This window comes from Pseudomonas farris, from assembly GCF_019145235.1.
Lineage (GTDB): Bacteria > Pseudomonadota > Gammaproteobacteria > Pseudomonadales > Pseudomonadaceae > Aquipseudomonas > Aquipseudomonas farris.
The window spans coordinates 137087-162806 of the sequence record NZ_JAHSTV010000013.1; the positions used below are offsets into that span (position 1 = coordinate 137087).

General features: G+C 60.9%; 34 protein-coding genes. 26 read left to right on the forward strand and 8 right to left on the reverse strand.

Annotated features, from left to right (window positions below; genetic code table 11):
• Positions 1-2 precede the first annotated feature (2 nt).
• The 5 genes from KVG95_RS25005 to KVG95_RS25025 form a co-directional block, all read right to left on the reverse strand.
• Positions 3-2798: a toprim domain-containing protein gene (locus KVG95_RS25005; protein WP_217858295.1), complete on the reverse strand. Its 2796-nt coding sequence runs from the start codon at positions 2796-2798 to the stop codon at positions 3-5.
• Between the two features lie 3 nt (positions 2799-2801).
• Entirely contained in the window at positions 2802-3035 is a 234-nt protein-coding gene (locus KVG95_RS25010; RefSeq protein WP_217858296.1) for a hypothetical protein, read from the reverse strand.
• Between the two features lie 73 nt (positions 3036-3108).
• Entirely contained in the window at positions 3109-3474 is a 366-nt protein-coding gene (locus tag KVG95_RS25015; RefSeq protein WP_217858297.1) for a hypothetical protein, read from the reverse strand.
• A complete protein-coding gene (locus tag KVG95_RS25020; protein WP_217858298.1) occupies positions 3471-3950 on the reverse strand; it encodes a YmfL family putative regulatory protein in 480 nt (159 codons plus the stop codon). Before KVG95_RS25020 ends, KVG95_RS25015 begins: the two co-directional genes overlap by 4 nt.
• Positions 3951-3979: 29 nt before the next feature.
• The gene (locus tag KVG95_RS25025) at positions 3980-4180 is read right to left on the reverse strand and encodes a DNA-binding protein (RefSeq protein ID WP_018929266.1); all 201 of its coding nucleotides are present in this window, start codon (positions 4178-4180) and stop codon (positions 3980-3982) included.
• Positions 4181-4272: 92 nt separating this feature from the next.
• On the opposite strand from KVG95_RS25025, the gene KVG95_RS25030 reads away from it, so the two are divergent.
• Together KVG95_RS25030 and KVG95_RS25035 are read left to right on the forward strand one after the other, a co-directional pair.
• Positions 4273-4620: a helix-turn-helix domain-containing protein gene (locus KVG95_RS25030; protein WP_217858351.1), complete on the forward strand. Its 348-nt coding sequence runs from the start codon at positions 4273-4275 to the stop codon at positions 4618-4620.
• Positions 4621-4720: 100 nt separating this feature from the next.
• The gene (locus tag KVG95_RS25035) at positions 4721-4906 is read left to right on the forward strand and encodes a hypothetical protein (RefSeq protein ID WP_217858299.1); all 186 of its coding nucleotides are present in this window, start codon (positions 4721-4723) and stop codon (positions 4904-4906) included.
• A 55-nt stretch (positions 4907-4961) separates the two neighbouring features.
• Here KVG95_RS25035 and KVG95_RS25040 read toward each other — a convergent pair whose 3' ends face one another.
• The 3 genes from KVG95_RS25040 to KVG95_RS25050 all read right to left on the reverse strand — a co-directional run bounded on the left by KVG95_RS25040 (position 4962) and on the right by KVG95_RS25050 (position 8118).
• Entirely contained in the window at positions 4962-5219 is a 258-nt protein-coding gene (locus KVG95_RS25040; RefSeq protein ID WP_217858300.1) for an ogr/Delta-like zinc finger family protein, read from the reverse strand.
• A gap of 75 nt (positions 5220-5294) precedes the next feature.
• Entirely contained in the window at positions 5295-6164 is an 870-nt protein-coding gene (locus tag KVG95_RS25045) for a phage portal protein (protein ID WP_217858352.1), read from the reverse strand.
• The gene (locus KVG95_RS25050) at positions 6076-8118 is read right to left on the reverse strand and encodes a terminase large subunit domain-containing protein (RefSeq protein WP_217858301.1); all 2043 of its coding nucleotides are present in this window, start codon (positions 8116-8118) and stop codon (positions 6076-6078) included. Before KVG95_RS25050 ends, KVG95_RS25045 begins: the two co-directional genes overlap by 89 nt.
• Positions 8119-8280: 162 nt before the next feature.
• Here KVG95_RS25050 and KVG95_RS25055 point away from each other — a divergent pair, with 162 nt between their 5' ends.
• The 24 genes from KVG95_RS25055 (at position 8281) to KVG95_RS25170 (ending at position 25714) form a co-directional block, all read left to right on the forward strand.
• Positions 8281-9207, forward strand: a complete 927-nt coding sequence (locus tag KVG95_RS25055) for a GPO family capsid scaffolding protein (protein WP_217858302.1) — start codon at positions 8281-8283, stop codon at positions 9205-9207.
• A 1-nt stretch (position 9208) separates the two neighbouring features.
• Positions 9209-10225 (forward strand): phage major capsid protein, P2 family, encoded by a 1017-nt coding sequence (locus tag KVG95_RS25060; RefSeq protein ID WP_217858303.1) that lies wholly within the window; start codon positions 9209-9211, stop codon positions 10223-10225.
• A complete protein-coding gene (gene gpM, locus KVG95_RS25065) occupies positions 10222-10944 on the forward strand; it encodes a phage terminase small subunit (RefSeq protein WP_217858304.1) in 723 nt (240 codons plus the stop codon). The genes KVG95_RS25060 and gpM overlap by 4 nt, the downstream gene beginning before the upstream one ends.
• A 98-nt stretch (positions 10945-11042) precedes the next feature.
• Positions 11043-11504 carry a head completion/stabilization protein gene (locus KVG95_RS25070; protein ID WP_217858305.1) on the forward strand — a complete coding sequence of 154 codons (462 nt, stop codon included), beginning with the start codon at positions 11043-11045 and terminating at the stop codon, positions 11502-11504.
• Positions 11501-11953 carry a phage tail protein gene (locus tag KVG95_RS25075; RefSeq protein WP_217858306.1) on the forward strand — a complete coding sequence of 151 codons (453 nt, stop codon included), beginning with the start codon at positions 11501-11503 and terminating at the stop codon, positions 11951-11953. The genes KVG95_RS25070 and KVG95_RS25075 overlap by 4 nt, the downstream gene beginning before the upstream one ends.
• Positions 11940-12623, forward strand: coding sequence for a phage virion morphogenesis family protein (locus tag KVG95_RS25080; protein ID WP_217858307.1), 684 nt, complete (start codon positions 11940-11942; stop codon positions 12621-12623). The genes KVG95_RS25075 and KVG95_RS25080 overlap by 14 nt, the downstream gene beginning before the upstream one ends.
• 11 nt (positions 12624-12634) lie before the next feature.
• On the forward strand, positions 12635-13750 hold the full coding sequence (locus tag KVG95_RS25085; protein WP_217858308.1) for a DUF2586 domain-containing protein: 1116 nt from the start codon (positions 12635-12637) through the stop codon (positions 13748-13750).
• Positions 13751-13756: 6 nt separating this feature from the next.
• On the forward strand, positions 13757-14209 hold the full coding sequence (locus tag KVG95_RS25090) for a phage protein (RefSeq protein ID WP_095633052.1): 453 nt from the start codon (positions 13757-13759) through the stop codon (positions 14207-14209).
• Positions 14209-14418 carry a TraR/DksA family transcriptional regulator gene (locus tag KVG95_RS25095; RefSeq protein ID WP_095633053.1) on the forward strand — a complete coding sequence of 70 codons (210 nt, stop codon included), beginning with the start codon at positions 14209-14211 and terminating at the stop codon, positions 14416-14418. Before KVG95_RS25090 ends, KVG95_RS25095 begins: the two co-directional genes overlap by 1 nt.
• The gene (locus KVG95_RS25100) at positions 14418-14714 is read left to right on the forward strand and encodes a hypothetical protein (protein WP_095633054.1); all 297 of its coding nucleotides are present in this window, start codon (positions 14418-14420) and stop codon (positions 14712-14714) included. The genes KVG95_RS25095 and KVG95_RS25100 overlap by 1 nt, the downstream gene beginning before the upstream one ends.
• Positions 14711-15238 (forward strand): lysozyme, encoded by a 528-nt coding sequence (locus KVG95_RS25105; RefSeq protein WP_217858309.1) that lies wholly within the window; start codon positions 14711-14713, stop codon positions 15236-15238. The genes KVG95_RS25100 and KVG95_RS25105 overlap by 4 nt, the downstream gene beginning before the upstream one ends.
• On the forward strand, positions 15235-15759 hold the full coding sequence (locus KVG95_RS25110; RefSeq protein WP_217858310.1) for a lysis protein: 525 nt from the start codon (positions 15235-15237) through the stop codon (positions 15757-15759). The genes KVG95_RS25105 and KVG95_RS25110 overlap by 4 nt, the downstream gene beginning before the upstream one ends.
• The gene (locus tag KVG95_RS25115) at positions 15756-16046 is read left to right on the forward strand and encodes a putative phage tail assembly chaperone (RefSeq protein WP_217858311.1); all 291 of its coding nucleotides are present in this window, start codon (positions 15756-15758) and stop codon (positions 16044-16046) included. Before KVG95_RS25110 ends, KVG95_RS25115 begins: the two co-directional genes overlap by 4 nt.
• A 23-nt stretch (positions 16047-16069) precedes the next feature.
• Positions 16070-16210, forward strand: coding sequence for a DUF6890 family protein (locus KVG95_RS25120; RefSeq protein ID WP_162842852.1), 141 nt, complete (start codon positions 16070-16072; stop codon positions 16208-16210).
• Positions 16211-16215: 5 nt separating this feature from the next.
• Positions 16216-18201, forward strand: a complete 1986-nt coding sequence (locus KVG95_RS25125) for a phage tail tape measure protein (RefSeq protein ID WP_217858312.1) — start codon at positions 16216-16218, stop codon at positions 18199-18201.
• Positions 18198-18515 (forward strand): DUF2590 family protein, encoded by a 318-nt coding sequence (locus KVG95_RS25130; RefSeq protein WP_217858313.1) that lies wholly within the window; start codon positions 18198-18200, stop codon positions 18513-18515. Before KVG95_RS25125 ends, KVG95_RS25130 begins: the two co-directional genes overlap by 4 nt.
• Positions 18512-19687, forward strand: a complete 1176-nt coding sequence (locus KVG95_RS25135) for a baseplate J/gp47 family protein (RefSeq protein ID WP_217858314.1) — start codon at positions 18512-18514, stop codon at positions 19685-19687. Before KVG95_RS25130 ends, KVG95_RS25135 begins: the two co-directional genes overlap by 4 nt.
• Positions 19684-20208 (forward strand): phage tail protein, encoded by a 525-nt coding sequence (locus tag KVG95_RS25140; protein ID WP_217858315.1) that lies wholly within the window; start codon positions 19684-19686, stop codon positions 20206-20208. Before KVG95_RS25135 ends, KVG95_RS25140 begins: the two co-directional genes overlap by 4 nt.
• Positions 20209-20217: 9 nt before the next feature.
• Complete coding sequence (locus KVG95_RS25145; RefSeq protein WP_217858316.1) at positions 20218-21885, forward strand: phage tail-collar fiber domain-containing protein; 1668 nt, start codon at positions 20218-20220, stop codon at positions 21883-21885.
• A gap of 8 nt (positions 21886-21893) precedes the next feature.
• Positions 21894-22601, forward strand: a complete 708-nt coding sequence (locus tag KVG95_RS25150) for a DUF4376 domain-containing protein (RefSeq protein ID WP_217858317.1) — start codon at positions 21894-21896, stop codon at positions 22599-22601.
• Entirely contained in the window at positions 22598-23521 is a 924-nt protein-coding gene (locus KVG95_RS25155) for a hypothetical protein (protein WP_217858353.1), read from the forward strand. The genes KVG95_RS25150 and KVG95_RS25155 overlap by 4 nt, the downstream gene beginning before the upstream one ends.
• Positions 23518-24069 carry a baseplate complex protein gene (locus KVG95_RS25160; RefSeq protein ID WP_217858318.1) on the forward strand — a complete coding sequence of 184 codons (552 nt, stop codon included), beginning with the start codon at positions 23518-23520 and terminating at the stop codon, positions 24067-24069. The genes KVG95_RS25155 and KVG95_RS25160 overlap by 4 nt, the downstream gene beginning before the upstream one ends.
• Complete coding sequence (locus tag KVG95_RS25165) at positions 24066-24770, forward strand: hypothetical protein (RefSeq protein ID WP_217858319.1); 705 nt, start codon at positions 24066-24068, stop codon at positions 24768-24770. The genes KVG95_RS25160 and KVG95_RS25165 overlap by 4 nt, the downstream gene beginning before the upstream one ends.
• Entirely contained in the window at positions 24743-25714 is a 972-nt protein-coding gene (locus KVG95_RS25170; RefSeq protein WP_217858320.1) for a hypothetical protein, read from the forward strand. The genes KVG95_RS25165 and KVG95_RS25170 overlap by 28 nt, the downstream gene beginning before the upstream one ends.
• The last annotated feature ends 6 nt before the right edge of the window (positions 25715-25720 follow it).

Genomic DNA, 25720 nt, shown 5'->3' on the forward strand with positions numbered 1-25720 from the left:
CCTTACGCTTTGAAAATCCAGCACTTGACCGTCGTGGGACGACCAGGCGCCAGTGGTGTTTTGCTGTTCAGTGCAGCCCTTACGGCGCTGTGTACCGCTTTGTTTGCTTCCAGGAATTTGTGCGATCGCGACTCTTTGAGCAGGTCGCGCAAGGTGGCCACGTCGGCCAACTTCTGTTTGTGTTCAGCGGCGCGCTCGCTGAATTCGTTGAGGTTGATCGCGATGATGCTTGGGTCGCTGCTGTGGTCGACCATGGGGTCTTCACTCAGCGATTCGAGGTAGTCGTACACCTCCCAAAACTCTGCAACAGCCGGGTGGTCATTGCTGATCGACGCCTGGCGCTCGATGGCCATGCGGACGATCTGACGTTGGGTAGCTGCTACTTGGGGCTCGTCCAGCTTCAGGATCAAACGCAAGGCATCGAGCAGGGAAAGGAGCTGAGCGTGGTTCTTGCTGATACGCTCGACTCGGATGTATCCGCGCAGGTCATAACCGCAGCTGCTGCAGTTGCCATGCTCGTTGGGATACTCGGTGCCGCAAGCAAAACAGTGGGTGTGCAGGCGGCGCAGCTTGGCCTCGTGTTCAGGCATGCGCTGAGCGAAAAGCTCGAGGACGGCGGACTCTTTGCCGACGGCTCGAATTAGGAAGTGACTGAGCGTGCCGCCGTCCAAAGCGTTCAGCTTGTCTGCTGCTGCGCGACTTTCCGGGGTGACCGTCGGCCGGATGAAATGCAGCTTTACGATCCGTGTCATGATCGCTTCATGGGCGACTACTGCGGCGTTTTGGCTGATGGCGATCGTCCCGCGAAACGGCGGTTCATAAGTTTCGTTGCCGGCAGTCTTCACGCCTTTGGTGGCCAGGGTGCCGCCGCCGTAGAAGTCTTTCAGCTCGTCCCACTCGAACGTTTTGGCGTGCGATCGATCGTCGCCGTGACGATCGGCTTCCAGGAACACCACCGGCATACCCGACACTTGCCCCATCAGTCGCGAGCGCCCGGCTTTCGTGGACTTCATCGGGTCAAAACCTTCATAGCCTTCCCGGCCGAGCAACTTCCACAATAGATTGAGCAGGGTGGTCTTACCGGCACCGGCCTCACCAGTGGCTTCCAGGAATGGGAACGATTGGTAGCGGGCACGGATCTGCTCACAGAACAACGAACCGAAGAAGAACACCAGCGCTACCAGCCCCTGGGCGCCGAAGCACGTCCACAGCAACTGCAGCCACTGTTCGTCAAAGTCTTTCCCATCGCGCTGCAGCTTGATGGGCACGCCTTTCTGCAGCGTCTTCAGGCGTAGTTTCCCGAACTCGAAATAGTCCTCGCCGTTGACCTTGTAGGTGACGCCTTCCTTGATAGCTATGTCGCCGTAGACGTAGCAGCCGTATTCCTTGCTGTAGCCCACGTAGTCGATCGTCGAAACGGTTTTGATGCCGAACAGTTGATCCTTCATAAGTTTGTCCAATTGTTGGCCGCTCCCGGTGTACATGGCGCCAGCAGCCATACCAAGCAGTCGCTTTTTGAATTCGCTGGCAGCTGAAAGCTGGCCGCTGGTGAAAGTGTTCTTCACGCTCTCGGAGTCGTGGGGGAAGTCGACGCGCACGTAGTACCAAGACTCGTCCGTGACCTCGTTGCGCTGGAAGTACAGGGCTTGTGGGTAGCAGTTGGCGATCTCGACGACGCTGCCGGACTGCTGCAGTGCCTTCTCGCGCTGCTGTGATTGATTGAGCAACTGGTCGTCGTGGTTCTCGCTGTCCTCGATGTCCTGCATCGCCCGGTTGAATTTCTCCATGTCCAACTTGAACCAGTACAGGCGGTTACCGAAGCCGAGGTGAAATTCCCCACGCTTGTTCCAGTCGTACATCAGCAACGCCTTCTCGGCGGCGCTCTCGGCCAGCAGCAGTGCGCCCTGGTGACGTGCTTGCTTGAGATCGGCTGCGACCTGGTCGGCGCGCTCGCTCTCGTGTTCGATGAAGCCCCAACGCTGATGCAGGTCGTTCCAGTCAGTCTTGCGACCGTCACGAAGTGGGATTTGTGCGGCTTCGCAGACGAACCCAAGGGCTCGCGCCTGCTTCGCCCAGCGTTTGGTGTAGGCGTGGGCACCCGGTTCGTTATCGAGCGCCCAAACCAGCTTGGGCAGTTTTCCCTCCCGGGTACGAATGAGCGTCCGTAGGGACTCTTCGGGGAACGCATTTGAGGACATGGCCGACACGGCCGCGATGTCGTTGTGAACCAGGGCGATCGCGTCAAAAATGCCCTCAACAATCCAGATCTCTTTAGCCTCGAGCAGATCCACGCAAGGTGGGCACCACCAGACACCGCGATAGCTGTCCTTGGATTTGAACCGCGCTTTCATCTTTCCGAAGCGGTGCGGCCGATCGATCAGTCGTTCCCACCAGCCACCTTTCTCCAGGGCGAAGCGAACGGTGGCGCTGCCGGCGTTGTGTTCGACGGAGTAGAAGCTTTCCTGAGTGAACCAGCCCTGGATCAGCTCGATGCGGAAGCCTCGGGCAAATTCCAGATAGGCGCGGGCGGTCGCGTTGGGGTTTTGATCGGTTGCCGGTGCACGCTTGCTCCAGTCCTCAAACAGCTCGTCGTACAGCTCTTTCACGTGCAGGGTGTGGGCACACTTTTCAGGCCTGCCACAAATCACCAGCCACGGAGCCGAATACCGCGTGTACAGGGTTTTCTGACGGCATTTAGGGCAGGTACCGCCGCGCATGTAGTCGGTGTTTGCCCGATGCTTGAGCCCGTAGTCGGTTTTCAGGCGCTCGATCACGTCGCTGCGCAGTTGTTCTTTCATGAGTTACTTCGCTGTTTTAAGGCAGAGGGTGAGGGCGCCGATCAGATGTTTCTGAGCGGCCATCACGGGGCAGTTGGCGAGGATTGATCCGTGGCGCAGGCCATCCGGAATCAGGCGGTACTGGTCTGCGTACCAGAGTTCATTGAGGCTGAGACGGTACTGTTCGCGCAGGTTGGCCAAGAGCGCTTCGGCCTCGTCCGGCGTCAGTTTTGCGTTGATGTTCATGGCGTTTTCCATCGTCAAACCTCAATTTCGGGCGCAGCTCACCCAAACCCACGGGGCTGGGGATCGGGGATTTATTGGTTGGGTGTTACGAAGTGGTTACGCGAAAACGACCGTTATCCGGTGCGTTGAGGATGCGTTCATAGATCAGGCTGACAGGGACAGCCCAAACCTCACCGGTGGCGGTGTCGGTAATGACGGTGTGCGTCGGCGTGCTGGTCAGAACATCCAGGCGCTGCCGATCGTTGGCCGCAGACAGATTGCTGTAGGCCAGATGAACCATTCGTTCGGCGGTTGGGGTCAGTACTTCGAAGTCCGCCACCAGGTGTTGAACTGCACGCTTGAGCAGCTGCTGATCATCGCCGAGGTGTTCGCACTGATGCCGTTCAAGGAACACCAATGCCGCGGCTTTAAGCATGTCCTGATATTCCTCTACTGCAGGCAGATTGTTCATTGGCCGTTCACCGATTTGGAGCGGTACAGATCGATGGCTGCCAGCACTTCCGCGTGCCGTGCTGCCATGTGGAGGTTGTGAGCGTTGAGGATCAGCTCGGCTTCTTCTTTGCTGATCGAGCCGTCTTCAAGAGCCTTGGCTATGGCCTGGTCAACACACCCACGTTTCGCTGCTACTTGCACCGACCGGGCGTACATCTCGACGTTGTCCAGCGTCTCGGGGTCTGCCACCGGCACGAACAGTCCGCCGTACAAGGCAGCTACGTAGTTCGGGAAGTGGTGGGTGCCACAGTCCTGCTCGAGCAGGTAGACCTGTGCGTCATTGAGAGGACTGCAACCGGCGTTTTCGTATGCGTGGTTGTCGAACTTTTTGAGCTTCATTCCCAAGCGTGCTGCAGCAGCTTCGCGTCCGCCTGCGTAGCTACGGATGATCTCGCTCATGACATCTTTGCGAGTTTCTAGGATCGGGCTTTTCATCTTCTACTTTTCCCTGCTGGACGCTGCCACTACTGTTCGATTTCGCCGTCTTTGATACCAAGCAGCACGGCGGCTCGATGTGCCTCCCCACGGCGACCTTTGATCCGACCGTTCAATAGGTCGCTGACTAAATTTTTGTTCAGTCCGTGTTTGCGACTGAACTCTGCAATGCTGACGCCTTTTCTATCGAGAGCCGCCCGGGCTTGCTCGTGCGTAACAGTGGCGGGCATAGTGTTCCCCTTGTTCGTTTATGTTTATTTGCGTTTGTCTGTGGTGATTCTTGGTCAAAAAAATGATCAAGTCAATGGTGGTGACTAAAAAAATGCTCATAGCGGATCGAGTGGGTGAACGCCTCAGGGAAGAGCGCGAGCGCTTGGGGTTAAATCAAACTGATTTTGGTGTACTTCTTGGGGTCAGTCGGGGCACGCAGAAAAACTACGAATTGGGAGCAAGTTCTCTCGACCTGCGATACGTGACGGCGCTTGAAGAGCGCGGTGTTGATGCGGCATACGTGCTCACCGGGCGGCGAGCGACTCCATTGGGTCAACTTTTTAGCGCTTCGGAAGAGGAGTTGATAAACCAGTTCAGAACCATCTCCGATGATGATCAAAAAGCGATTCGCCGCTTCCTTGAAGCCATGGCAGACGATGCGGCCCGCCATAGGCCTTAACTTGCAACAAAGCACATGACTCATTGTCGCGTCCCCGTTTCAAAGCTGTTTGCCGCCCCGATAACGTCGATTCAGCAATGCACGTTATGGAGTAGTAAGCATGTTGGATCGCAAGAAGAACGATCAAACTTCGTTTGATACCACTGAGTTCGACACAACCGAGCTCACCGATATTGAGCGTCGTTTGATCGATCTGTACCGCCGGCTAAGTCATGTGGAGCAGCAACAAGTCCGCCGAGTGGCCGAGATACTGGCAATCAACCCAAAAGAGCCGGTAAGGAGCTGAGCCCCATTTTTTGAATGATTCCGATCGCCGATGCTCCCGTGTCTGCGGTCGGACTCTACGCCATGGCCTGCGATCCCAACTGTTCGAACAGCTCCCGCTGTTTGGCCATTGGCATGTCCCGCAGGCGATCGAAAAGCATCCTTTCGAATGACTGCGCCGACGGGCTCAACGTGTGTGAGAACGTCAGGTTTGCCACCCAGGTGTGCCCGCACTTTGCGTCCAGGCACTGGCAGTAAAGCTTCACAAAATCCATGGTCACTTCTTCCCGCGAAGCGATGCGGCCTTTGTGTCCGCATTTGCATACAACTCTCATTGTGTCCCTCCCCAGGGGCAGCTGATCGCCACCATATTGCCACAATATGTAGTGGTATTCTCTCTGTTTGGCGCTTCATGTAGGGGTATCCACTGCTTCTGGTGCTGATCGCCAGCTGAATCGCCTATCCTCTCTGAGCGTGTCATTCAGCTGGTTGAACAGCTGGCAGATCGGCCGAATTTCGTTGCTGGTGTACACCCGATCGATCTTCTCGATGTCGCCGAAGCCACCGGTGTTTTCCGGGATGATGCCGGCCAGCGCGGGGTTCATGCGCCAGGCGGCAATGACGTCGTTTCGCGTGATGTTTTTCACCTTCTCCAGTTCATCTTTGGCCTGGAAGTCACCCACGGGGATGATCTGGATCGCGTTTTCCTTGCCGTTTGGGATGTTGACGAACATCGAGCGGAAGTTACCCACACCCTTACTGGCACTGATCTGTGCACGCAGCTCGTCCTCGTCTTCCTCAGTCAGGTCGGGGTCATTGGTGTAGAAGATGTAGCCGGCGTGCGCTCCGTTGCTGTAGTACCGGCGGCGGAACAGCGTCGCGGCCTCGTTGAGCAGCAGCGCCTGCAGGCCGCCCAGGTAGTCCGGCACGCCGTAGATATTTTGTTCCACGTCGTAGTCCAGGACGTGTTCGATCTCGTCCTCTTCAAACTCCATTTCCTTGTTGTCGGGCAGCAGCATCACAAATCCGCCACCCACCTTTACCCGCATGTTGATCGCCGGCAGGTGCTGCAGCTCCAGCACCTGGCCAAAGGCATTTCTATGGCGAAGCAGATACGCTTCGCCGAACACCATGTAGTCCAGGCCGGCCCGTCCCATGGTCTGCGTGCTGCAGCCGGCCGAGGCGATGAACTCACGCAGCAGCAGGTTGCGCTTGAACTTCGGAATGGCGCCGTGGTGCGCGTTGGCGCGCAGCAACTTGGCCAGCCCAACCCGGGACACCGGCGGCTTGTAGATCTTGCCGTCGTCGCTGGGAAACACTCCCACGTACTCGCCGATATTGCCGGACAGCACCTGCTCGGGTTCCCCGAATGTGAAGGAGCGCATCGGCTGTTGCGGTTGTTGGGCTACGTGAGGTTTTTTGCGTTTGCGGTTGGCCATGGCTGCTGTGGTTACTCGTGACGTAGCGGCTGCGGCGCCGCTTGTTGGTATTCAAAGGTTCGTTGGACAGAGCGTGCATCACCGCCCAGGCGATGTCGGCGTGACCGGTGGCCTCAGTGCGCGAAGCGCTGTAAGTGATCTGGCCGCTGTTGGTGGATCCGCGCTTGATGGTCAGGAAGGCCTGGGCGATGTCGGTCCAGCCGGCGTCCCACTCGATGCGACTGCCTTGGATCGTGTCCTGGGCCTTGAGTACCAGGGCGTTTTTCGCTTCAAGGCTGTAGTGAATCGGCGTCGCCTTGGCGTAGAAGTCGCGCACCAGGTCGAACACGCCGTAGCCCACGCCGGTAACGTCGATGCCGATATGCTGGACGTTGAAGCGCTCGGTCAGCTTCTTGACCTGGGCGGCTTGGTAGGTGAACGAATGGCCCCGCCAGCTGTGCTTCTCCAGGATCCGGAACTTCGCCCCGGGTTCGAGCGGCGGAGCAATGACTACGCAGGTGGCGTCGTCGCGGGTGCGGCTCGGGTCGTAGCCGAGCCAGACCGGACTGTTGCCGAACGGACGATCCAGATCCGGGTTGTAGTCCTCCCACAACGACAGATCCGAGTAGCAGCGCTCAAGATCCTTGAGGCTGAAAGCGCTTTGCGTGCTGTCGATGAACTTGCAGTAAAACAACTGCTGGAACTTGTCCTCGTCGTACTCCAGCTGCAGTTGCTCGAGGTCGAACAGATCGCAGCCCCCGGCGATAGCATCGTCCAGGGTGATTGTCTTGCGCCACTGGCCGTCCGGGCACAGCGCGCCCTGCGTATAGGCCGATTCGCTGGGCCATACGCCGCCGGCCTTTTTGCCGCGCTTGCTGTTGCGGAACTCTTCGCCCGACCAGAACGGGTACGCCTGGTGCGACACCGCGCTGGGCGTCGAGAAATAGGTTTTACGCCATTTCTTGTGGGTGCCCATGGCGCTGGCCACGGTGCTCAATTTCTCGAAGTCGCGGATCCAGAAATATTCGTCCACGTAGACGTGGCCGTGGTAGCCCTGGGCGGTGCTGCTATTGGTGCTGAGGAAGCGCAGTTCGGCGCCGTTGCTGAGGGTGATGGGGTTGCCGGTCAGCTCGATGCCAAACCACTGCTGGGCGAACTGGATGATGTAGCTACGGAAAATTTCCGACTGCGATCGGCTGGCGGACAGGAACACCTGGTTGTCACCGCTTAGCACGGCATCCATGAATGCTTCGCCGGCGAAGTAGTAGGTCAGGCCGACCTGACGGCTTTTGAGGATGTTCCGAACTCGGCGCGTCAGCGGGTTCTGTTTCGCCTCGAACAGCTCTTTCTGGTAGCCGTACATCTTGGAGATGAACTTATCCAGGAAGTCCACTTCGGTCAGGCCGCTGATGTCGTTCTTGGCCTTCTTTTCGCGCTTCTTGCCGCCGCCATCGCCCCGATCGCGGCGCTGGCCAGAGGGGCGTTCCCGGGGCTCGTCCGGACTTTCGGACGGCGCCCCCGGCGCGGGCTTCGCCGACTGCTTAATCAGGCGTTCACGCAGGGTGGTCAGGCGCTCCAATTCGTCGAGTTCGCCCTTGGTCAGCGTGTCGACTTTCTCCAGGATCAGGGTGATTCGCCGGCTGATGGCGGTCAGCGGTTCCTCGTCCGTCAGCATCTCGTCCCAGCATCCTTGGCGGATCCAGTAGTAGACGATGCGGATGTTGGGCAGCTTCAAATGCGCCTGGATTTCCTTCACCGAACAACGGCGCAGGTAGAGGCGTTTTGCGGCTTCTTTGACTTCGGTCGGGTAGTTCATGGGCCGCAGTCTATGCGGCGAAAACGCCGGAAACGCGGGGTTAAATTCCGTGATCCGCCTATATCGCGGATATAGGAGAAACACGAATTTGAACCGTTTGTTTGAGGGCAAACGGCTCCCTATCGTAGCGGCTCATTCAACGATTGAGCGCAGTTACCACCCATGCCCCGTTCCCTTGTCTCCTACTGGAAACGTGTTGCCACCAGCGGCCCGACCGTCGATGGCCGCGAGATCCTTCCCCAGGAACTGCGCGATATCGCCGAGACGTATAACCCGGCGTTGTACACGGCCGTTATCTGGTGCGAACACGAACGCTGGTTCGGTTCTTTCGGGACTGTATTCGCGGTGCGCCTCATTGAGGACGCCGAGGATCTGGAGCCTGGCCAAGTCGCGCTTGAAGCGCAGCTGAAACCCAACGACAAGTTGCTGCGCCTGAATGACGCCGGTGAAAAGGTCTTCACCAGCATTGAAATTCGCCCGAATTTCCGTGGCCGTGGCAAAGCCTACATGACCGGTATCGCGGTCACTGACGAGCCCGCCAGCGTGGGTACTCAGGAACTCTATTTTTCCAGCCGGACCAGTCGGGACGCTTACTACGCCGCTTCTGTCGAGCTGGGCTCCTTCCGCGAAAACGAGCCCAAGGGTGAGCTGGGCAAGCTCACCGCGTTGCTCACTGGCTTGTTCAAGCGTTTCAGCGCTGAAGACAGCTCTACCGAAACCTCCCCGCAAACCCCAACCGAGAGCAAACCCCCAATGGATGAAGCTACCGCAACGGCTTTGAAAGCCCTGCTGGCGCAGCTGCTGGTTGTCGCTGCCGGCATTCAGGCCGTGATCGAGCCTGCAGCCGAAGAAGCACCAGAACCCGATCAAGCCCCGATCGATGACGTGAGCGCGGCAGTGGACGAAATCGTCGCCACTGCAGAAGAAGAGCGCGAGTTTGCACGCAAGGGTGGCGGCTCCAACAAAGCCGTATTGGCTGCACTGTCGAACCTGCAAAAGCAGTTCACCGCACTGCAGAACACCACCACTGGCCGTCAACTGCCGCGCACCACTGGCGCAGCTGACAAAGCCAAAGCGCGGGTGCTCTGACATGGCCAATCTGAGCGCCTACGGCGCGAAAATGTTTGCACAACTGCAGCTCGACATCGCCGAAACCTATGGTGTTGAGTTGGCCAGCAAGCAGTTCAGCGTAGATCCGACGATCGCCCAGGAACTGAACGACGCGATTACCGCCAAGTCGGATTTCCTGCAGCGCATCAACGTCATTCCGGTGACCGAGATCAAAGGTCAAAAGGTGTTTATCGGTGTTTCTGGCCCGGTCACCGGCCGCACCAACACCAAGACCACCGACCGCGAAGCCAAAGACGTATCGGCGCTGGATCAGACCACCTACGAACTCTCCTCGACCGAATCCGACGTGGGCCTGCCGTACGCGAAAATCGACGCCTGGGCCAAGTTCCCGGACTTCCATCAGCGCTATTCCGCTGCGGTGCAGAAACAGATCGCCCTGGACCGCATCATGGTCGGCTTTCATGGCACCCACGCCGCCCCGCAGACCGATATTGCCGCTTTCCCGATGTTGCAGGACGTGAACAAGGGCTGGCTGCAGCAGGCGCGTGAGCAGATCCCGGCCCAGGTGTTGAAGGAAGGCAAGACCGCCGGCAAGGTAGTCCTGGGCGTGGATGGCGACTACGCCAACCTTGATGCCCTGGTGCATGACACCAAGCAGATGGTGGACGAACGCCTGCGTGATGGCGGCGACCTGATCGCCATTATTGGTACTGACCTACTGGCGGCCGACAAGGCAAAGCTGTACGCCAAGCAAGGCGACGTGCCGACCGAAAAAGAGCGCATTGAAGAAGCCCAGGTGATCGCCACCTACGGCGGCCTGCCGAGCTTCAGCGTGCCGTTCTTCCCAGTCAACGCCGTGGTGGTCACCAGCTGGGACAACCTGTCGATCTACTTCCAGGATTCGAGCTGGCGCAAGCAGACCGTGGAGAACTCCAAGCGCTCCCGCGTCGAGGATTACAACAGCCGCAATGAGGGCTACGTGATCGAGCAGCTGGAGAAGTTCGCGATGACCGAGAATGTGGAGCTGGTGAAGTGAGCCTGGCCCTTGCGCACAAGCGCCGCATGCTCGCCTCCGGGGGCGCAGCCTTAGCCGCTGCTGCAGCGGCACCGCTGGCGTACTCGCCGGCGGAAGCCCTGAGCAGCCCGGCCAACGCCCGCAAACACCTGCTGCTGATGGAAGCGTCCCTGGATCAGGATCTGGAGCGCCTGAGCGCGCTCAAGAACCTGGCCAGCAAGCAATCGCTCAAGCGCGAGGAACTGCTGCCCAAGTACCAGGACTTTATCCAGCGCTACATGGAATCGGGCCTGGTGATGCCGAACCGTGTCCTGGTGCAGGTGATGGTCTGGCTGTTCGACACCGAGCAGTTCGAAGACGGGCTGGAGCTGGCCGACTTCGCGATCGAGCAGGGCCAGGAAATGCCGGAGCGCTTCAAGCGCCGCGACGTGCAGACCTTCGTCGCGGACGCCGTGATCGAGTGGGCTTACGCCGAGTACAACGCCCAGCGCAGTCCGGAGCCGTACCTGTCCGACCTGCTGCCGCGTGTCGATGATGAATGGGAGCTGACTGAACAGATCCCGTCCAAGTACCACAAGCTGATCGGCATGCGCGCCATGGAGGCCGAACAGTGGGAAACCGCGCTCAAGCATCTTGAGCGCTCCACTGAGTTGTACTCGAAGGCCGGCAACGAGACCCGCATCCAGAAGTGCCGCAAGGCACTGGCCAAACAAGTAACTGCCACCACCGGCGCCGAATAACCGACTACCCCCCCAGCGGGGAACTGTGGACGTGTGTCTGCCATTTATGGCCAGCCCCACGAAAAACAGTCTCCCCGCCCTAATTTGAGCGGCCAGCAATGAGCTTTTCAGGCAAACCCACCACCTTTGTGGAACAGACGCTCGAGAACGACGGCTTCTGGCCGAACCTCTCCGTGTCCGAGTTCCAGAAGGGTTACCGCCTGCCGGCGGAATTCCTGGGCGAGCTGCTGACCGACGCACTGAGCATCGCGATGGCCGAGGTCAACGTCGACCTGGCCAAACTCAAAGCCCGATGGCAAACCGTGGGCATCACCAACGTCGAGTCTGCGGATTCCACGCTGCTGCCTGAGCGTGCCTTGAAGGCCAAGTTATACAAACGCGCTGTGTACTGCCGCGCCAAGGCCAGCGCGCTGCAGCAGTTTCCAACCGTGACCCGTCGCGAGAGTGCCGAGAACACTGGCAAGGAAGCGCCGGAGCGTGAAGACACATTTCTGGCTTTCAGTCAGCAGGCCGTGCGCGCCCTGCAGGGCCGTGGCCGCATTACGGCGGTGCTGCTATGACCAAGCTGCAGAAACTGACCGCCTACCTGCTGGAACGCCGCCTGGTCGAGCCTGAACAGCTCGACAGCTGGACCGAGCAAGTGACGCTCAACCTGGTCTGGAAGCCCGACGTGGACGGCATGCACCTGGGCGACATGCGCTATCGCGCTGCAATTGTCCTGGAGCGCTTCGCCGACCATCCGGCACGGTTGATGGCCCTGATCGGCAGCTGGCTGGAAACCTACGATCCAGAGCGCGATCGGCACGAATTGCCGGCGGCGCAGTTCGCCGTCGAGCCGCTGGACAATGATCTGTTCGACGTGGAAATCACGTTGGAATTCGTCGAGCCGCAATACCTGGCCGAAGACCCGGCCGGCGAGATCCAGGCCTTTGGCAAGACCTGGGCATTTGTGCCGTTTGACCTGTGGGTCGCTGAGCGCGGCGAGGTGGCTACCCATGGCGGGGCGTAGCACCTTCGAACTCGATGCACGCGGTTACCTGGGCGTGCGTGAGCAACTGGCACTGCTCAGCCTGCCGCCACAACTGCGCCGGCGCCTACTGAACAACGTGACCAAGCGTGTACGGACCATGAGCCGCAAGCGCGTGCGCGATCAGCAGAACCTGGACGGCTCGCCGTTCGAGGCGCGCAAGGGGTCGGCCAAGGGCAAAAAGAAGATGGAAGCCGGTCTGGCCAAGCTGATGGTGGTGACCCGCGTCAGCGCCGACGAAGCCGAACTGGGCTGGAAAAACGCGCTGACCCGCTGGGTCGCCGCGCAGCAGCACCACGGCGTCAGCGAACGCCGTACCGCCGCGCAGATGCGCCACTGGAACAAAACACCACCCGGTCTGGCCGCCACCGACAAGCAGGCCAAGCGCCTGCGCCGGTTGGGCTTTCGTGTGCGCCAGGCGGGCAAAAAGACGCTGACCCGGCCGTCAGTGGCGTGGATTCAAGAGCATGTGAACTACGCCAAGGCGGGGCTGCTGATCCGCATTCTGGACGACGAGCGAAGCGAGTCCACTGGCGCACAAAGCTGGGAAATCACGCTCCCGAAACGCCAGTTCATCGGCGTCAACACCGACCGCGACACCAGCTTGCTGGTTAACCAGGTGTTGCAACAAATCCTACATTCACCCCGCTAACGAGGCACTGCATGGCACTCGGTCAAGTCACCGTCGACAATCTCAATCTGGGCCAGGGTGCCGTTACAGAGATTGAGCGCTACTTCCTTTTCATCGGTCCGGCCAGCAAGAACGTCGGCCAGTTCATCCCGCTGAACACCGACAGCGACCTGGACGCCACCCTGGGCGTCCAGGCCAGCGATCTGAAAACCCAAATCACTGCTGCCCGTCTTAACGGTGGTCAGCGCTGGGCGTGCGTGGCCGCTCCGATCGGCGCCGAGGGCAATTGGTCCGAGGCCCTGGAAAAAGCCCAGCAGCAAGGTTTCTCGGTGGAAGCCGTGGTGATCACCAAGCCGGTGACCACTGCCGCCGAGCTGTCCGAGATGCACGACGCCGCGATTGCACTGAACAACACCTACGGGCGCCGTGTGTTCGTGATGGCGGCGGTTGTGGGCATCACCGCGCAACAAACCTGGGCGCAATACGTCACCGAGCAAAAAGCCCTGGTCGCTGACCTGGCGGCGCCGCGTGTCCTGCCGGTGCCGCAACTGCACGGCAATGACCTGGGCGTGCTGGCTGGTCGCTTGGCGAAGGCTGCCGTGAGCATTGCCGACAGCCCGATGCGCGTGGCCACTGGCCCAGTGCTGGGCCTCGGTCCGGTGCCGATCGATGCCGACAAAATCCCGCTGTCGTCGGCGGTGCGTAGTGAACTGGACCGTGCGCGTTTCTCCGTGTCGCAGACCTATCCCGATTACCCGGGCGTGTACTGGGGCGACGGCAACATGCTCGACACCCCGGCGAGTGACTTTCAGGTCGTTGAACACCTGCGCATCACCGATAAGGCGGCGCGCCTCATCCGTCCATTGTTGATCCGCCGCGTGGCCGATCGCCGATTGAACAGCACCCCCAACAGCATGGCGGTCAACACCAACCAACTGATGGCGCCCCTGCGGGCGATGGCCAAGTCCATCACGTTCAACGGCGAGGTGTTCCCCGGCGACATCGAGCCGCCGAAAGACGGTGATCTGGTGCTGAGCTGGCTGAGCAAAACCAAGGTCGCGGCCTACATAAAGCTCAAACCCCTCAACTGCCCGAAAGACCTGACGGCGAACATCGCCCTCGATCTTTCCACCGACAAAACGGAGTAACGCGCCATGGCAAAAATTGGCGGCAAGAACTTCGATGTGAGCCTGGGCGACCTGTCGCTGCACGTCGAGAACTGCACCCTGGACATCACCGACAACTCGGCAGTGGCGCAAACCCGGGGCGTGCCGGATGGCTTCGTGGATGGCGACGTGGCGGCGGCCGGCGAGTTCGAGCTGGACACCACCAACTTCAACTTGCTGATCGATGCAGCGCGATCGGCTGGCAGCTTCCGTGCCCTGAAACCGTTTGACGCGGTGTTCTTCGCCAAGGCCGGCGAAGACGAGGAGCTGCGGGTCGAGGCCTTCGGTTGCAAGGTGAAGGTGTCCAGCCTGCTGGCGATCGATCCCAAGGGCGGCGAGAAGAGCAAACACAAGGTGCCGTTCGACGTCACCAGCCCGGACTTTATCCATATCAACGGCGTGCCTTACCTCGACGCTGCAGAGATCGAGGGGCTGCGCTGATGGTGGATTGGTTCGACCGCGCCCAGGAACTGGAGCAACGCCAACGTGACCAGGCGATCAAGGCCCAGCTGCAGCAGCCAAGGCCGGTCGGGCCAAGCCTGACCCATTGCCAGGACTGCGACAAAGAGATCCCGCCGGCGCGCCAGGCGTTGGGCGGCATGACGCGGTGCGTCCCGTGCCAGACGGTCCACGAAAAGAGTAATCGTTGATGACGACTGAAGCCGTACGCCTCGGATCGCTGGAACAGAAATTTGCCGTTTTCGAACACCGGTTGAGTGAGCTGGAAAGTCGGCACGAAACCGTACCAACGCGCGTCACCAAGCTGGAGCAGGGTTTTGAACACATGGCAGGTCAGCTGTCGGAACTCAACGCCGGCCAGCAGACGCTGACGGTGGCGGTAAATGACATCGGGGCGAAGGTGGGCCGCTTACTGACCATCCTGACGCTAGTGGGGGCCGTGCTGCAGATGGCCGTGCCCGCGCTCCTGCGGGTGTGGTTCCCATGAGCCTGCGCGGACGGATTCAAGCCGGTGCGATCGCGCTGGCCAGCGCTTCGCTGTTGACGTTCCTGGGCACCTGGGAAGGGCAGGGACGGAACACCGTTTACGCGGACAACCTGGCCCGTGGGTTGCCAACTGTGTGCAAGGGCATCACCCGGCACACCAGCCCGTTTCCGGTGGTGGTCGGTGACTATTGGTCGGACGCTCGTTGCGCCGAGGTTGAGCAGCTGGTGATCGGCAAAAGTCAGCTGCAGCTCGCCGACTGCATCACCAACCCGAACGTGGGCCAGAACACGTTCGACGCCCTGACCAGCCACGGGCACAACGTCGGCGTGCCCAGCACCTGCGCCAGTCGGGCGATGGGGCTGATCAACGCCGGCCGCATCGCCGAAGGCTGCAAGGCCTTGGCCTGGGCACCGGATGGAAAGACGCCGGTGTGGGCGTTCGTCACCGACGCCAGTGGCCGCAAGCAGTTCGTTCAAGGCCTGCACAACCGCCGGCTGGCCGAAATGGAGCTGTGCCTGAAATGACCCTTTCGCCGTTCCGACTCGCCCTGATAGTGATGCTGATTACTGCCCTGGTGCCCTTGTATTGGTTCATCCGGGTTGTGGATCAGCGCGATGCAGCGCTGAAAGACCTGAGCAGCGTGCAATCGGAAGTGAAAGGTCTGCGTGAAGCGGCCCGCATCAGCGGCGAAATGCTCGCCGAGCGGGATGCGATCGACCTGAAAAACACCACGGAGTTGACCCATGTCCGCACTGAAAACCAAAACCTGCGCCGCGCTGTTGACGATGGCACTAAGCGGTTGCGGATCCGCGCCACCTGTCCCGCCTCAGTGCCCGCCACCACCGGCGCCGCCCGCGTGGCTGATGCAGGAACCGCCGAACTTGCAGCAGACGCTCGACCGGATTATCACACCCTCCTAGATCAGCTTGCCCTGACCCGGCAGATGGTTTTCGGTCTGCAGCAATACGCCCTTGGGGTGTGCCAGCGATCGCCAGCGCACCAGGGCAACACTTTTCCCAACCTCAACAAGAGAGCTACCCCATGAGCCAACAGAACACCGAAATCACCCTGGAAGTCGGCGAGCAGGAATTCACCTTCAGCCTGACCCCGGCGGATGTGACCAAGTACTTCAACGCGCTGACCCAGACCAACAAGGTCGCCCCGGGCAACAACCTCTTGATGACCACCGTCAAGCAGGAAGAAAAAGCCACCTTGAAACCGCTGCTGGGTAACCCGGTGATGGTGATGCAGCTTGCCGGTGCGCTCCTCGAGGAGTACGGCCCGAAGGTTGAGGTGATCGTAAAAAAGCGCTCGGCCACGCTGAGCGCCTGACCGAAAACGGCCTGGGCCAGCTGATGGCCCTGACGAACCGCTGGCTGCCTGGAGCCGAGCCCACGCCTGAGGTGATGGGCACGGCCAAGTGGCTGGAGGACGAATACTGGAGACGCATGGAGATGGCCGTGGCTAACGGCATCGCCCTTGCGCTGAACGGGTAACGACATTGGCAGACCGTAGCGCCAGCCTGGCTTTCATCCTGAGCTTGACCGACAAGGTCACCGCGCCTCTGGGTAAGGTGAAAATGGGTTTTTCCGACCTTGCCGAGCAAAGCGAAAAGCACATCAAAACGATGGGCCTTGGCCTGGGCGGTCTGACGGCGGCGGTGGTCGGGATTCAGCAATCCATGGCGCCGGCACTGGAGGTCAATCGCGCCCTGGGAGACGTCCGATCGCTGGGCGTCGCCGAGGACGCGCTGACCGCGCTCAACAGCAAGTCGCTGGAGTTCGCGGTGAACTACGGCGAGAACGCCAAGGACTTTGTGGCGTCGGCTTACCTGATCGACGGAGCCATCAAAGGGCTGGCTGGCAATCAGTTGGCGACCTTCACCAACACCAGCAACCTGTTGGCCAAGGCCACCAAAACTGATGCCGAAACCATGGGCGAATACGTCGGCACCCTTTACAACCTGCAGAAGTCCCAGGCGGACGCCATGGGCAAAGGCGCGTGGGTCGAAAAACTCGGCGGGCAGACGGCGCTGGCGGTGCAGTTATTCCGTACCAGCGGCGCCGCCATGAAAGACGCCTTCAAGGAGGCCGGCGCGATTGCGACAACGGCGGGAGTAGACCTGGCCGAACAGATGGCGGTGATCGGTACGCTGAGCAGCACCATGGAAGGCGGCGATGCCGGCGGCCGCTACAAAGCGTTTTTCGAGAACATCGGTGCGGCGTCGGAAAAGCTGGGCATACAGTTCACCGACCAGCAGGGCAAGATGCTGCCGATCATGACCATCCTGGACAAGCTCCAGGGCAAGTTCGGCGACCTGACCAGCGCCTCGGCGGGGGCCAAGCTGATGGAGGCCTTCGGCGGTGAAGGCGCCCAGGTGATTGGCGCACTGGCCAAGGACACCAGCCGCTTGCGCAACGGCATCGAGCAGCTGAGTAAGGTTCGCGGTCTGGAGAATGCCGAACAGATGGCCCAGGCCATGGTCGATCCTTGGCAACAGTGGGCATCGCTGGTCGAGGTCATGCGCGTGGCGTTTGGTCAGGTGCTGATCCCAGTGCTGTCGCCGTTCATGAACAAGATGGTGGACATCGGCAAAACGCTGGTGCGCTGGTCGCAGCTGTTCCCCAACATCACCCGGGTGATCGGCATCACCGCGCTGACTATCATGACGATTATTGGCGCTATGTCTCTGCTGACCCTGACGGTGGGCATCGCGAAATTGACCTGGCTGGGGCTGCTGACCGTCTGGAAAGTCGTCCAGTTGCTGAGCCTGCGCACCGTGGCGGTTTTCATTCTGCAGAAGTTGGCGATCCTGGCTTACGTCGCCGTGATCTATACGTTGAGTGCCGGCCTGGCACTCATTCGCGGCGCAATGCTGCTGTGGCAGAGCGCGATCTGGCTGGTCAACGTCGCCCTGACGGCCAACCCTATCGGCTTGATCGTGATGGGCATTGCCGTCCTGATCGCGATCGTGGCCGCCGCCGTCTACTACTGGGACGAATGGACGTCGGCCCTAATGAACACGGCCGCGTTCCAATTTGTCGCCGAGAAATTCCAGAAGCTGGCCGACTGGTTTAACTCCATGGCCGGCTGGTCCGGCATGGCCAAAGCCGCCTGGGACAGCATCGTCGGCATCTTCACCAAGGCCATCAATGGCCTGATCGAGATGATCAACAGCATCCCCGGCGTGAACATCGAGGCACGTTTCGGCGGCATGCCCGAAGTGCCCGGCATCGACGTGGCCACCAACGCTTCCGACACCGCCAACGCCGCGCAGAAAGCCCAGCAGACCATCAACGCGGCCATCCCCAGCCTTTCCCCAACGCGACCGACAGCGGTGCCGCCTGGCGGCCTGCTGACCAGCATCCAGAACAACAGCAGCAGCCAGAACAAGGGCGTGCATGTGGAGAACATGACCATTCAAAACAGCAAACCGATGAATCCGTTGGAGATGGAAAACATGGTCGCCATGGCGGTGGGCGGATGAGCGAGTACGTGGACCTGTTGATCGTCGACAACGACCTGGCGCTGGACCCTTCGAATCAGCCGCGGCTGATCGATGACCGCGCCTGCATCGCCCAGGACATCGCGCACATGATCCGCGACAGCGGGCTGCTGGTCACGCTGGTGGCTGAGCGTGATCGGCTGCGGCAACGCGACTGCATTCAGCAGATGGAACTGCTGGTAGAGGCTGACGAGCGCCTGGTGCCCGGGACTGCGCGCATCACGCAATTGGAACCAGGTCAGTACCTGGTCACCGCCAAAACCCTGAAATTCGGATTGATCGAGGTAAGCCTGTGAGTGAGGTCGATTTTAAACAGGTGATCGCCGACGCTGGCATCCCGACCACCGAGGCCGGTTTGAAAGCCGCCTGGGAAAAGGAGGTCGAAGCCCAGGGCGCCAAGGTCGCCAACACCAGCAGCTATTCGCCGTTCTGGCGGGTGATGACAGCCCTGGTCACCAAGCCGGTGCTGTGGCTGCTGGATTTCCTGTGCCTGACCGTGCTGCCGAACTTCTTTGTGAAAACGGCGGTGGACGCCTGGCTGGACATGTTGGCCTGGGCGGTCAACGTCGAGCGCAAGGGCGCGACCAAAGCCCGGGGTACGTTGCTGTTTACCCGGGCGACGCCGGACGGCGTGATGGAGCTGGAAAAGGGCATTGTGGTGCAGTCCGCTGCGATCAACGGCAACGTCTACCAGCTGACCACGACGGCCGCTGCGACCTTTCAGCGGGGGCAGTTGCAGCTGGAGGTGCCGGTGGAGGCGACCGAAGCCGGCAGCGGCTACAACCTGGCACCGGGTTACTACGCGATCCTGCCCATTCCGGTACCGGGCATTGTCCAGGTGGTGAACAGGGACGGCTGGCTGGAATCACCGGGTGCGGATTCGGAGCCCAACGACCAGCTGCGCCTGCGTGTGCGCAACCAGTTTTCGGCGGTCAACCAGTGGCACACCGACGCGGTGTATCGCGCCATGATTTCCGCCTTCCCGGGTGTGCGGCCCGATGGCGTGTATTTCGAACACGGTGCGCCCCGGGGGCCGGGCAGTGCGAACGCCTATGTGCTGTTTGATGCCGGTGTGCCGGCGGACAGTTACCTGGAGCAAATCAACGCGCACATCCGCGACCATGGCAACCATGGCCATGGCGATGATCTACTGGCCATGGTCATGCCCGAAGTGCCGGTGGTCCTGCTGTTCAACGTCTGGCCCCGGGCCAATCTGACGCCTGCCCAGGTGATCGATCTGCAAAGTGAAATCGAGCTGTTCGTGCGAGCGGCGTTCCGTGAGAGCACGCCCCGAGATTATCAACCGACGCTCACTTACCCACAGTCGCGGTTCAGTTTCAGCCGATTGACCGAGGAACTGCACGGCCAGTTTCCCGGCATCGAGTCGCTGAGGATTACCCCGATGGTGGACATCGTCAGCGCGCTGTCCATTCCCCGGATCGACAAACTGACGGTGCTGATGAAGTGATCAAGCTCAAATTGCCGTTCTGGCTGGAAGGGACCGAACTGTCGAAGCTGACCGCCGCTGCGCAAGCCTGGTGGGAAACCGTCACCGGCTGGCTGCGTTGGCCATACCTGCAAATCGACCCCGACACCTGCCACCTGACCATCCTGGAACTGTGGGCCTGGCAGCGCGACGTCACGCGCTTCAAAGGCGAGCCCGAAGCCTTGTTTCGGCTGCGGGTGAAGTACGCCTTTATCAACTCCGTGGACGCTGGCAGCACCGCCGGCATGAAGCGCATTTTCGAGCGCCTGGGCGTGGGTTACGTCGAGATCGAGGAGCGCCAGCCCGATCGGGATTGGGACGTGGTGCTGCTCAAATTCAGCAACGCACAACTGTCACTGAACCCGGAATTGCTGCGTGTGTTGATCCAGCAATACGGCCGCACGTGCCGGCGTTACGACTTCGTGACCATCACCCCCGTGGCGCTGCAAATCGCCTTGATCGACTTTAACGACGACCAGCAAACGCTGGTTGCCAGCCTGTAGGAGCGCACCGTGAGCGCCAATATCACCCTGGCCGGCGAAAGCCAGATTGCCCTGAAGCAAAGCCAGAAAAAGCCGCTGATTATCAGCAAATTCATTTTCGCCAATGTACCCGGGCTGGACCCGGTGGCGCCGCTCGATCGCGCTGCCGGCAAGCCACCGGTGGAGCAGATCGTCCACGTCTACACCATCCCGGCGCAAAACGCCGGCTACGTGAATCCCAACCAGGTGGTGTACAGCGCCCAGCTGGGATCGGACATTGGCGATTGGGATTTCAACTGGGTCGGCCTCGAGGACGAAGAAGGCGTGCTGTTCGCGGTGTCCTCCGTGCCGTTGCAGCAGAAGCGCAAGAACATTCCGCCGCTGCAGATCGGCAACAACGTCACCCGCAACTTCCTGGTGGCATTCGACGGCGCCCTGGAGCTGACCGGTGTCACCATCGACGCCAGCACCTGGCAGCATGACTTTACCGTGCGCCTGGCCGGCATTGATGAACGTGAGCGCCTGAGCAATCGCAACCTGTACGGCCGCGCCTGTTTTTTCGGCGGCTCGCTGACCTTTGAGAAGACCGCGACCGGCTTTCAGCTGCGACCGGGAACGGCCTACATCGAAGGCGTTCGGGTGGCCCTGGGCGAACCGTCACCGGTCATGGGCGTTATTCCCGTGGGCAAAATCTGGCTGGATGTCTGCCTGGAACGCCAGCTCAACGATCGGGTGGCCAGCTGGAAAGTGGTGTATGGCGATCAGACGGACTACACCGACGCCGCCGGCGCTCGCCACTACTGCGTACCGATCGCCGACTTTATCTCGTCGACCACCATCACCGATCTGCGGACGGCTGAGCCTATTCCGGGTGCATTGATCCAGTACCTGGCCGCGCGCAACGGTGACTATGAACAGCTGCGCGCCCGGGCAACAACGAAAGAAGACGTGGATCTGGGTAACTTGCCCAACGCCAAGAGCGACGACCCAACGACCAACAGCAGCAACATTCTGGCCACCACCGCAGCACTGAACAAGCTGCAACAGCAGGTTGGAGATTCCATGACCGGCATGGTGTGCGGGTTCGCCATGAACACGGCCCCGTCCGGCTGGCTGAAGTGCAACGGCGCGGTGGTATCCCGTGCCACCTTCGCGAGTCTCTTTGCGCGTATCGGCACCGTGTTCGGAGCGGGTGATGGGGTGACCACTTTCGGCGTGCCCGATTTACGAGGGCTGTTCCTTCGAGGTTGGGACGACAGTCGTGGAGTGGATGCCGCCCGGGTATTTGGTTCCTATCAGGAAATGCTGCTGCAATCTCATGCCCACTCCGCCACGGCCGCCGCAGTCGGCGATCACGTTCACTCCGCTTGGACGGACGCCCAGGGCAACCACGCTCATAGTGCGTGGACAGACGCGCAAGGTAATCACCAGCACAGCATTTTCCGGGCTTTAAACAGCAACGTAGGTGGCGGTGGCCCCAACATCACCACAGCCAACGGTGCCAACGGCTATGCGTCCCCCACGGACTGGGGCGGGTCCCACAGCCACAACGTCGGTATCGGCGCCGCCGGTAACCACGCGCACAACGTCGGCGTTGGCGGTGGGGGTAACCATACTCACGCCCTGACAGTCACCGCCACAGGCGGTGCCGAAACCCGTCCGAAGAACGTGGCCCTTCTTTTCTGCATCAAGTATTGAGATCGATCATGACTGACAAACTCGTCTACCAGACGGACCACCTGGGCATTTTCATTGGTGCGGTCGAAGCTGACGAATCGCCTCTGGAGCCAGGTGTGTACCTCATTCCCGGTGGCTGTGTGGAAACCCCGCCACCGGCGATCCCTGAACACAAAGTTGCCTGGTGGAATGGCCAGGCCTGGCAACTGGTGGACTATTTCGGTGGTGTGGTCGTCTACAGCATCGACACCGGTGAGCCGCGAACCCTGGAAGGATTTGATCCGCTCCCGGCCGGCTTCACTTTGAAAAAGCCGGGGCCGAACCAGATCTGGAAGGACGGCGAATGGGTCGACGATATCGACGCCGTGCTGGCCGCGCTGTATGACACCAAGCAGCAGGCGATCGGCGCCGCGTATAGCCAGTACGTCGCCGGTGGCTTCAGTTCGGATGCGCTGGGAGAGGTGCACCGTTACAGCAGCGCGATCGACGACCAGGTGGATTTAAACGGCCAACTGCTGGTGGGACTGGATGACGTCTATCCCTGCTATGACGTTGACCAGGTGAAAGCCTTTCGACCGCATACCATCGCCCAGCTACAGAAAGTCAGTCAGGACCTGGTGCGCTTCAAACAGGCCGCCATGCAGCACGCCGACAGCCTCAGGCAGACCTTGGCCAAAGCCCTGGATGACAAGGATCTGAAGGCCATGAAAGCCATCACTTGGACGCCGCCGACATGACCTGGGCGCCGGTGACCATGCGCTGGCCAGAACAAGCCACGCAATGGATGGGAGGCCTGACGGCCGCCAAGGATCTGGCCGGCGGCGAGTTGGTCAACACGGCCCAGCGCCTGGCCGGCCTTGAGGGTTTGGCCAGCACCAACCCGGGGCCGGTCGGTGACGCGGCCAAAGGCGCGATCGCCGCCGGCCGTGCGGCCTTGGCCGAGCAGTTGGGCCAGGCCCCGGCGTGCCTGGTGGTGACGCCGTTTCAAAGCGGCATCGGCCAGGGACGCGGGTATCAGCGCTTTTTGTCCGCGCCCAATGTGCTCGAGCATCTGGCGAAGAAACTGGAGGACGTCACCGACACCGGGCGCCCGGGCGGGCCGCAATACGCGCTGTCGATTCTGTTCCTGGGCACGCGCCTGGAACAGCTGGCCAGCAGCCTGGCGCGGTTCAACGCCTTGCTGCCGATCCCCGACCTGGTGCGCACGGAGCGCCGCGCCCAGCACTTGGTGAAGCTGGAAACCGAAAAGTGGGAGATCCCCGGCGCCGGACCATTGCCACGCTGGCAAGCGCTACCCCTGGTGCGCTGCACGGTGGTCAAGGCTGCCAAGCAATCCATGGCCGGCCAACTGGCGGTGCTGGAGAGCTACGCGGCCGACAGCTCTCCGCTGGGCGATCTGGCCGCTTTGGCGACCCGCAAAGCCGCCCAGCAGCAGGGCCGGGACCAGCAATTGGCTGACCTGAAAAACCTGCTGGCTGGGGGAAACCCTGATACCAGTATGCGGGCGCGCCTGATCGGCCCCGGCAACGTCAGCGAGTTGCGGCGCGAGCTGCTGGCCGGCGATGCCCCGGGGCACGAATGGGTGCTGTGCGCCGGCCTGATGCTGGTCGGCTCGAAAGAAGGGTTGAGTTTTGTGCAGGAGCTGGTCGGCCTATGACGCTGCTACTTGATGGCCACAAGGTCCAGGGCAAGAACCTCAAGGTGACCGCGAACCTGCGCATTGAAAGCGGCGACATGTCCGGCCAGACGAGCAACACCGACAAGGCCCACAAAGGGTTCAAGCCCAAGACGCTGACCGTCTCGTTGATGATTCCGTTTGTGGATAAGTCCCAGCTGGTCGATCTGATGCGCCTGGCCGAAGCCACCGCCGGCGGCGGCCAGTTGCACCTGTACCGCGTCGTCAACGACTCGGCCGAGGTCTTCGGCGTGCGCCAGGTGGAGTTTTCCGACGGCATCAGCGCCCGCGAGGACGATTCGCTGCGTGCCTGGCTGGTCCAGTTCACGCTGAGCGAGCGCGAGTCGAACCCGGAAAAGGTCGAAGGCCGACGCGCCGGCAACAAGGTCAACGCCCAAGGCGCCCCGGGCAGTGCGGTCGGCGACGGTGGTGGCGCGACGGATGCAAGCAGCGACAACCCGGCGCTGAGCGGTTTTGAAAAGGTGCTGGGCCGCGTGGACAAGTGGCTGGGCGGGAGTGAACCGAAGTGAAGCTGCACAAGATTCTGGCAATCAATAGCGCGCCGATCGCCCTGGTGAAAGACGACGTTCGGCTGGACGCCACCAGCCCCGGGCGGGCGACATTCACCATCCAATCCGCGGTGCCGGTGAAAGGTCTGGTGACGCTGGATATCGGCTACAACGAAGGCACCTTGCAACGGCACTTCATTGGCTACGTCGAGCGCTGCACCGCCGCCAATGGCGTCGAGCAGGTGCTGTTCTGTCGCGAGCTGGCCGCCGTCCTGGCTAACCCGCTGCCGCTGAACCTGCGTCATGTTGATTTGCGCGCCGTGCTGGCCGAGGTTAGCGAACAGACCGGTTTGCGCTTTCGTGTCCCCGATCGGCCCTACGCCAGCGTCAAGGCGCCGTTCTTTTACAGCCTGGCCGCTGGTTACCAGGCGATGGACAGCCTGGCCCGGGTGTTCAACATTCCGGACTTCACTTGGCACCAGCTGGGCAACGGCGAAGTGTTTGCCGGCAGCTGGGCCGACAGTTTCTTCGGCGCCCGTGCGCCACTCCAGATCCCCACGGAGCTGTTCGACGGCTACCAGGGCAACCAAAGCGCGATGGTCGCGGCCCTTCCCGGGTTGCGGCCAGGTGCAACGATCAACCACGGCGAGCGGATCACTAGTGTGGCCCTTGCCAATGACCAGATGGCCATCCGATGGAAGACGCAATCCGCCGCAGCGTAGAGCGGCAATTCCCTGAACTCACCGGTGGTTACCACCTACCGCGCTTTGCCCGGGTTGTGGCCGTGGCCGATGCCCCAGCCGGCGCGGGGATCTGCGACGACTTCCGGCCGCGCTATGCCGTGGACATCGAAGTTCTCGGCCCGGACGGTGAACCCGATCCGCAGCTGCCCCAGCTCGCCGGCGTGCCGTTGCCGCTGCCCACCGGTGGCGAGGAAATGGGCCTATATGCCTTTCCGGAGGAGGGCACCCAAGTGGTGGTGTGCTTCGCCTATGGCCTGCCGAGTAAGCCCTATATCCAGACGATCCTGCCCCACGGCCTGAGCATGCCTAAGGTGCCGAAAGGCGATCAGGTGTGGCAGCACAGCGAGGCCGCCCAGCAGCGCGTCGATGCCGATGGCAACTGGTTGCGCCAGACCGATGGCAAGATCCAGGACAAGGCGATCGAGCGCGAAGTAGAAGCCCTGGACAACCGCGAGCAGTTCCAGAGCCACACGCAGACGATCGACGACCATTCGACCGAGTCAGTGGGTGGCATCAAGAAGATCGAAGCCCTGGGAGCCATGAAACTATTGTCGGGCGGATCCGCGAGCCTGGCGGCCGTGGACGATCTGCACCAGGCGACCGGTCGCGACTTGAACCTGGTGGTGGGGCAGAAGCACAACGCCACGGTAGGCGGCGACATGCAGGAGAAAATCCAGGGCTTGCGCAAAAGCGTGGCCGGGATCAGCCAGCGGATGCAGGCGCCAAAGAACTGGATCGGGTCCGAGGACACTAATCTATTTCAAGTGATGTGTGATCTGCTTGAACTGATTGAGCAAATGAACATACAGATTGCTGGTCATGTACATGCTTCTAGTCCACCACCTGCCAACGCGGAAGTATTTACCTCCGCATCAGCTAACGCCAAAAAATTAGCAATCACAGTGAAAAAAATTACGCTGTGATTGTCC

Coding starts and splice junctions, on each gene's coding strand:
- KVG95_RS25005 (WP_217858295.1), bottom strand. CDS start 2,798: ATGAAAGAACAACTGCGCAGCGACGTGATCGAGCGCCTGAAAACCGAC.
- KVG95_RS25010 (WP_217858296.1), bottom strand. CDS start 3,035: ATGGAAAACGCCATGAACATCAACGCAAAACTGACGCCGGACGAGGCC.
- KVG95_RS25015 (WP_217858297.1), bottom strand. CDS start 3,474: ATGAACAATCTGCCTGCAGTAGAGGAATATCAGGACATGCTTAAAGCC.
- KVG95_RS25020 (WP_217858298.1), bottom strand. CDS start 3,950: ATGAAAAGCCCGATCCTAGAAACTCGCAAAGATGTCATGAGCGAGATC.
- KVG95_RS25025 (WP_018929266.1), bottom strand. CDS start 4,180: ATGCCCGCCACTGTTACGCACGAGCAAGCCCGGGCGGCTCTCGATAGA.
- KVG95_RS25030 (WP_217858351.1), top strand. CDS start 4,273: ATGCTCATAGCGGATCGAGTGGGTGAACGCCTCAGGGAAGAGCGCGAG.
- KVG95_RS25035 (WP_217858299.1), top strand. CDS start 4,721: ATGTTGGATCGCAAGAAGAACGATCAAACTTCGTTTGATACCACTGAG.
- KVG95_RS25040 (WP_217858300.1), bottom strand. CDS start 5,219: ATGAGAGTTGTATGCAAATGCGGACACAAAGGCCGCATCGCTTCGCGG.
- KVG95_RS25050 (WP_217858301.1), bottom strand. CDS start 8,118: ATGAACTACCCGACCGAAGTCAAAGAAGCCGCAAAACGCCTCTACCTG.
- KVG95_RS25055 (WP_217858302.1), top strand. CDS start 8,281: ATGCCCCGTTCCCTTGTCTCCTACTGGAAACGTGTTGCCACCAGCGGC.
- KVG95_RS25060 (WP_217858303.1), top strand. CDS start 9,209: ATGGCCAATCTGAGCGCCTACGGCGCGAAAATGTTTGCACAACTGCAG.
- KVG95_RS25070 (WP_217858305.1), top strand. CDS start 11,043: ATGAGCTTTTCAGGCAAACCCACCACCTTTGTGGAACAGACGCTCGAG.
- KVG95_RS25075 (WP_217858306.1), top strand. CDS start 11,501: ATGACCAAGCTGCAGAAACTGACCGCCTACCTGCTGGAACGCCGCCTG.
- KVG95_RS25080 (WP_217858307.1), top strand. CDS start 11,940: ATGGCGGGGCGTAGCACCTTCGAACTCGATGCACGCGGTTACCTGGGC.
- KVG95_RS25085 (WP_217858308.1), top strand. CDS start 12,635: ATGGCACTCGGTCAAGTCACCGTCGACAATCTCAATCTGGGCCAGGGT.
- KVG95_RS25090 (WP_095633052.1), top strand. CDS start 13,757: ATGGCAAAAATTGGCGGCAAGAACTTCGATGTGAGCCTGGGCGACCTG.
- KVG95_RS25095 (WP_095633053.1), top strand. CDS start 14,209: ATGGTGGATTGGTTCGACCGCGCCCAGGAACTGGAGCAACGCCAACGT.
- KVG95_RS25100 (WP_095633054.1), top strand. CDS start 14,418: ATGACGACTGAAGCCGTACGCCTCGGATCGCTGGAACAGAAATTTGCC.
- KVG95_RS25105 (WP_217858309.1), top strand. CDS start 14,711: ATGAGCCTGCGCGGACGGATTCAAGCCGGTGCGATCGCGCTGGCCAGC.
- KVG95_RS25110 (WP_217858310.1), top strand. CDS start 15,235: ATGACCCTTTCGCCGTTCCGACTCGCCCTGATAGTGATGCTGATTACT.
- KVG95_RS25115 (WP_217858311.1), top strand. CDS start 15,756: ATGAGCCAACAGAACACCGAAATCACCCTGGAAGTCGGCGAGCAGGAA.
- KVG95_RS25120 (WP_162842852.1), top strand. CDS start 16,070: ATGGCCCTGACGAACCGCTGGCTGCCTGGAGCCGAGCCCACGCCTGAG.
- KVG95_RS25130 (WP_217858313.1), top strand. CDS start 18,198: ATGAGCGAGTACGTGGACCTGTTGATCGTCGACAACGACCTGGCGCTG.
- KVG95_RS25150 (WP_217858317.1), top strand. CDS start 21,894: ATGACTGACAAACTCGTCTACCAGACGGACCACCTGGGCATTTTCATT.
- KVG95_RS25155 (WP_217858353.1), top strand. CDS start 22,598: ATGACCTGGGCGCCGGTGACCATGCGCTGGCCAGAACAAGCCACGCAA.
- KVG95_RS25160 (WP_217858318.1), top strand. CDS start 23,518: ATGACGCTGCTACTTGATGGCCACAAGGTCCAGGGCAAGAACCTCAAG.
- KVG95_RS25170 (WP_217858320.1), top strand. CDS start 24,743: ATGGAAGACGCAATCCGCCGCAGCGTAGAGCGGCAATTCCCTGAACTC.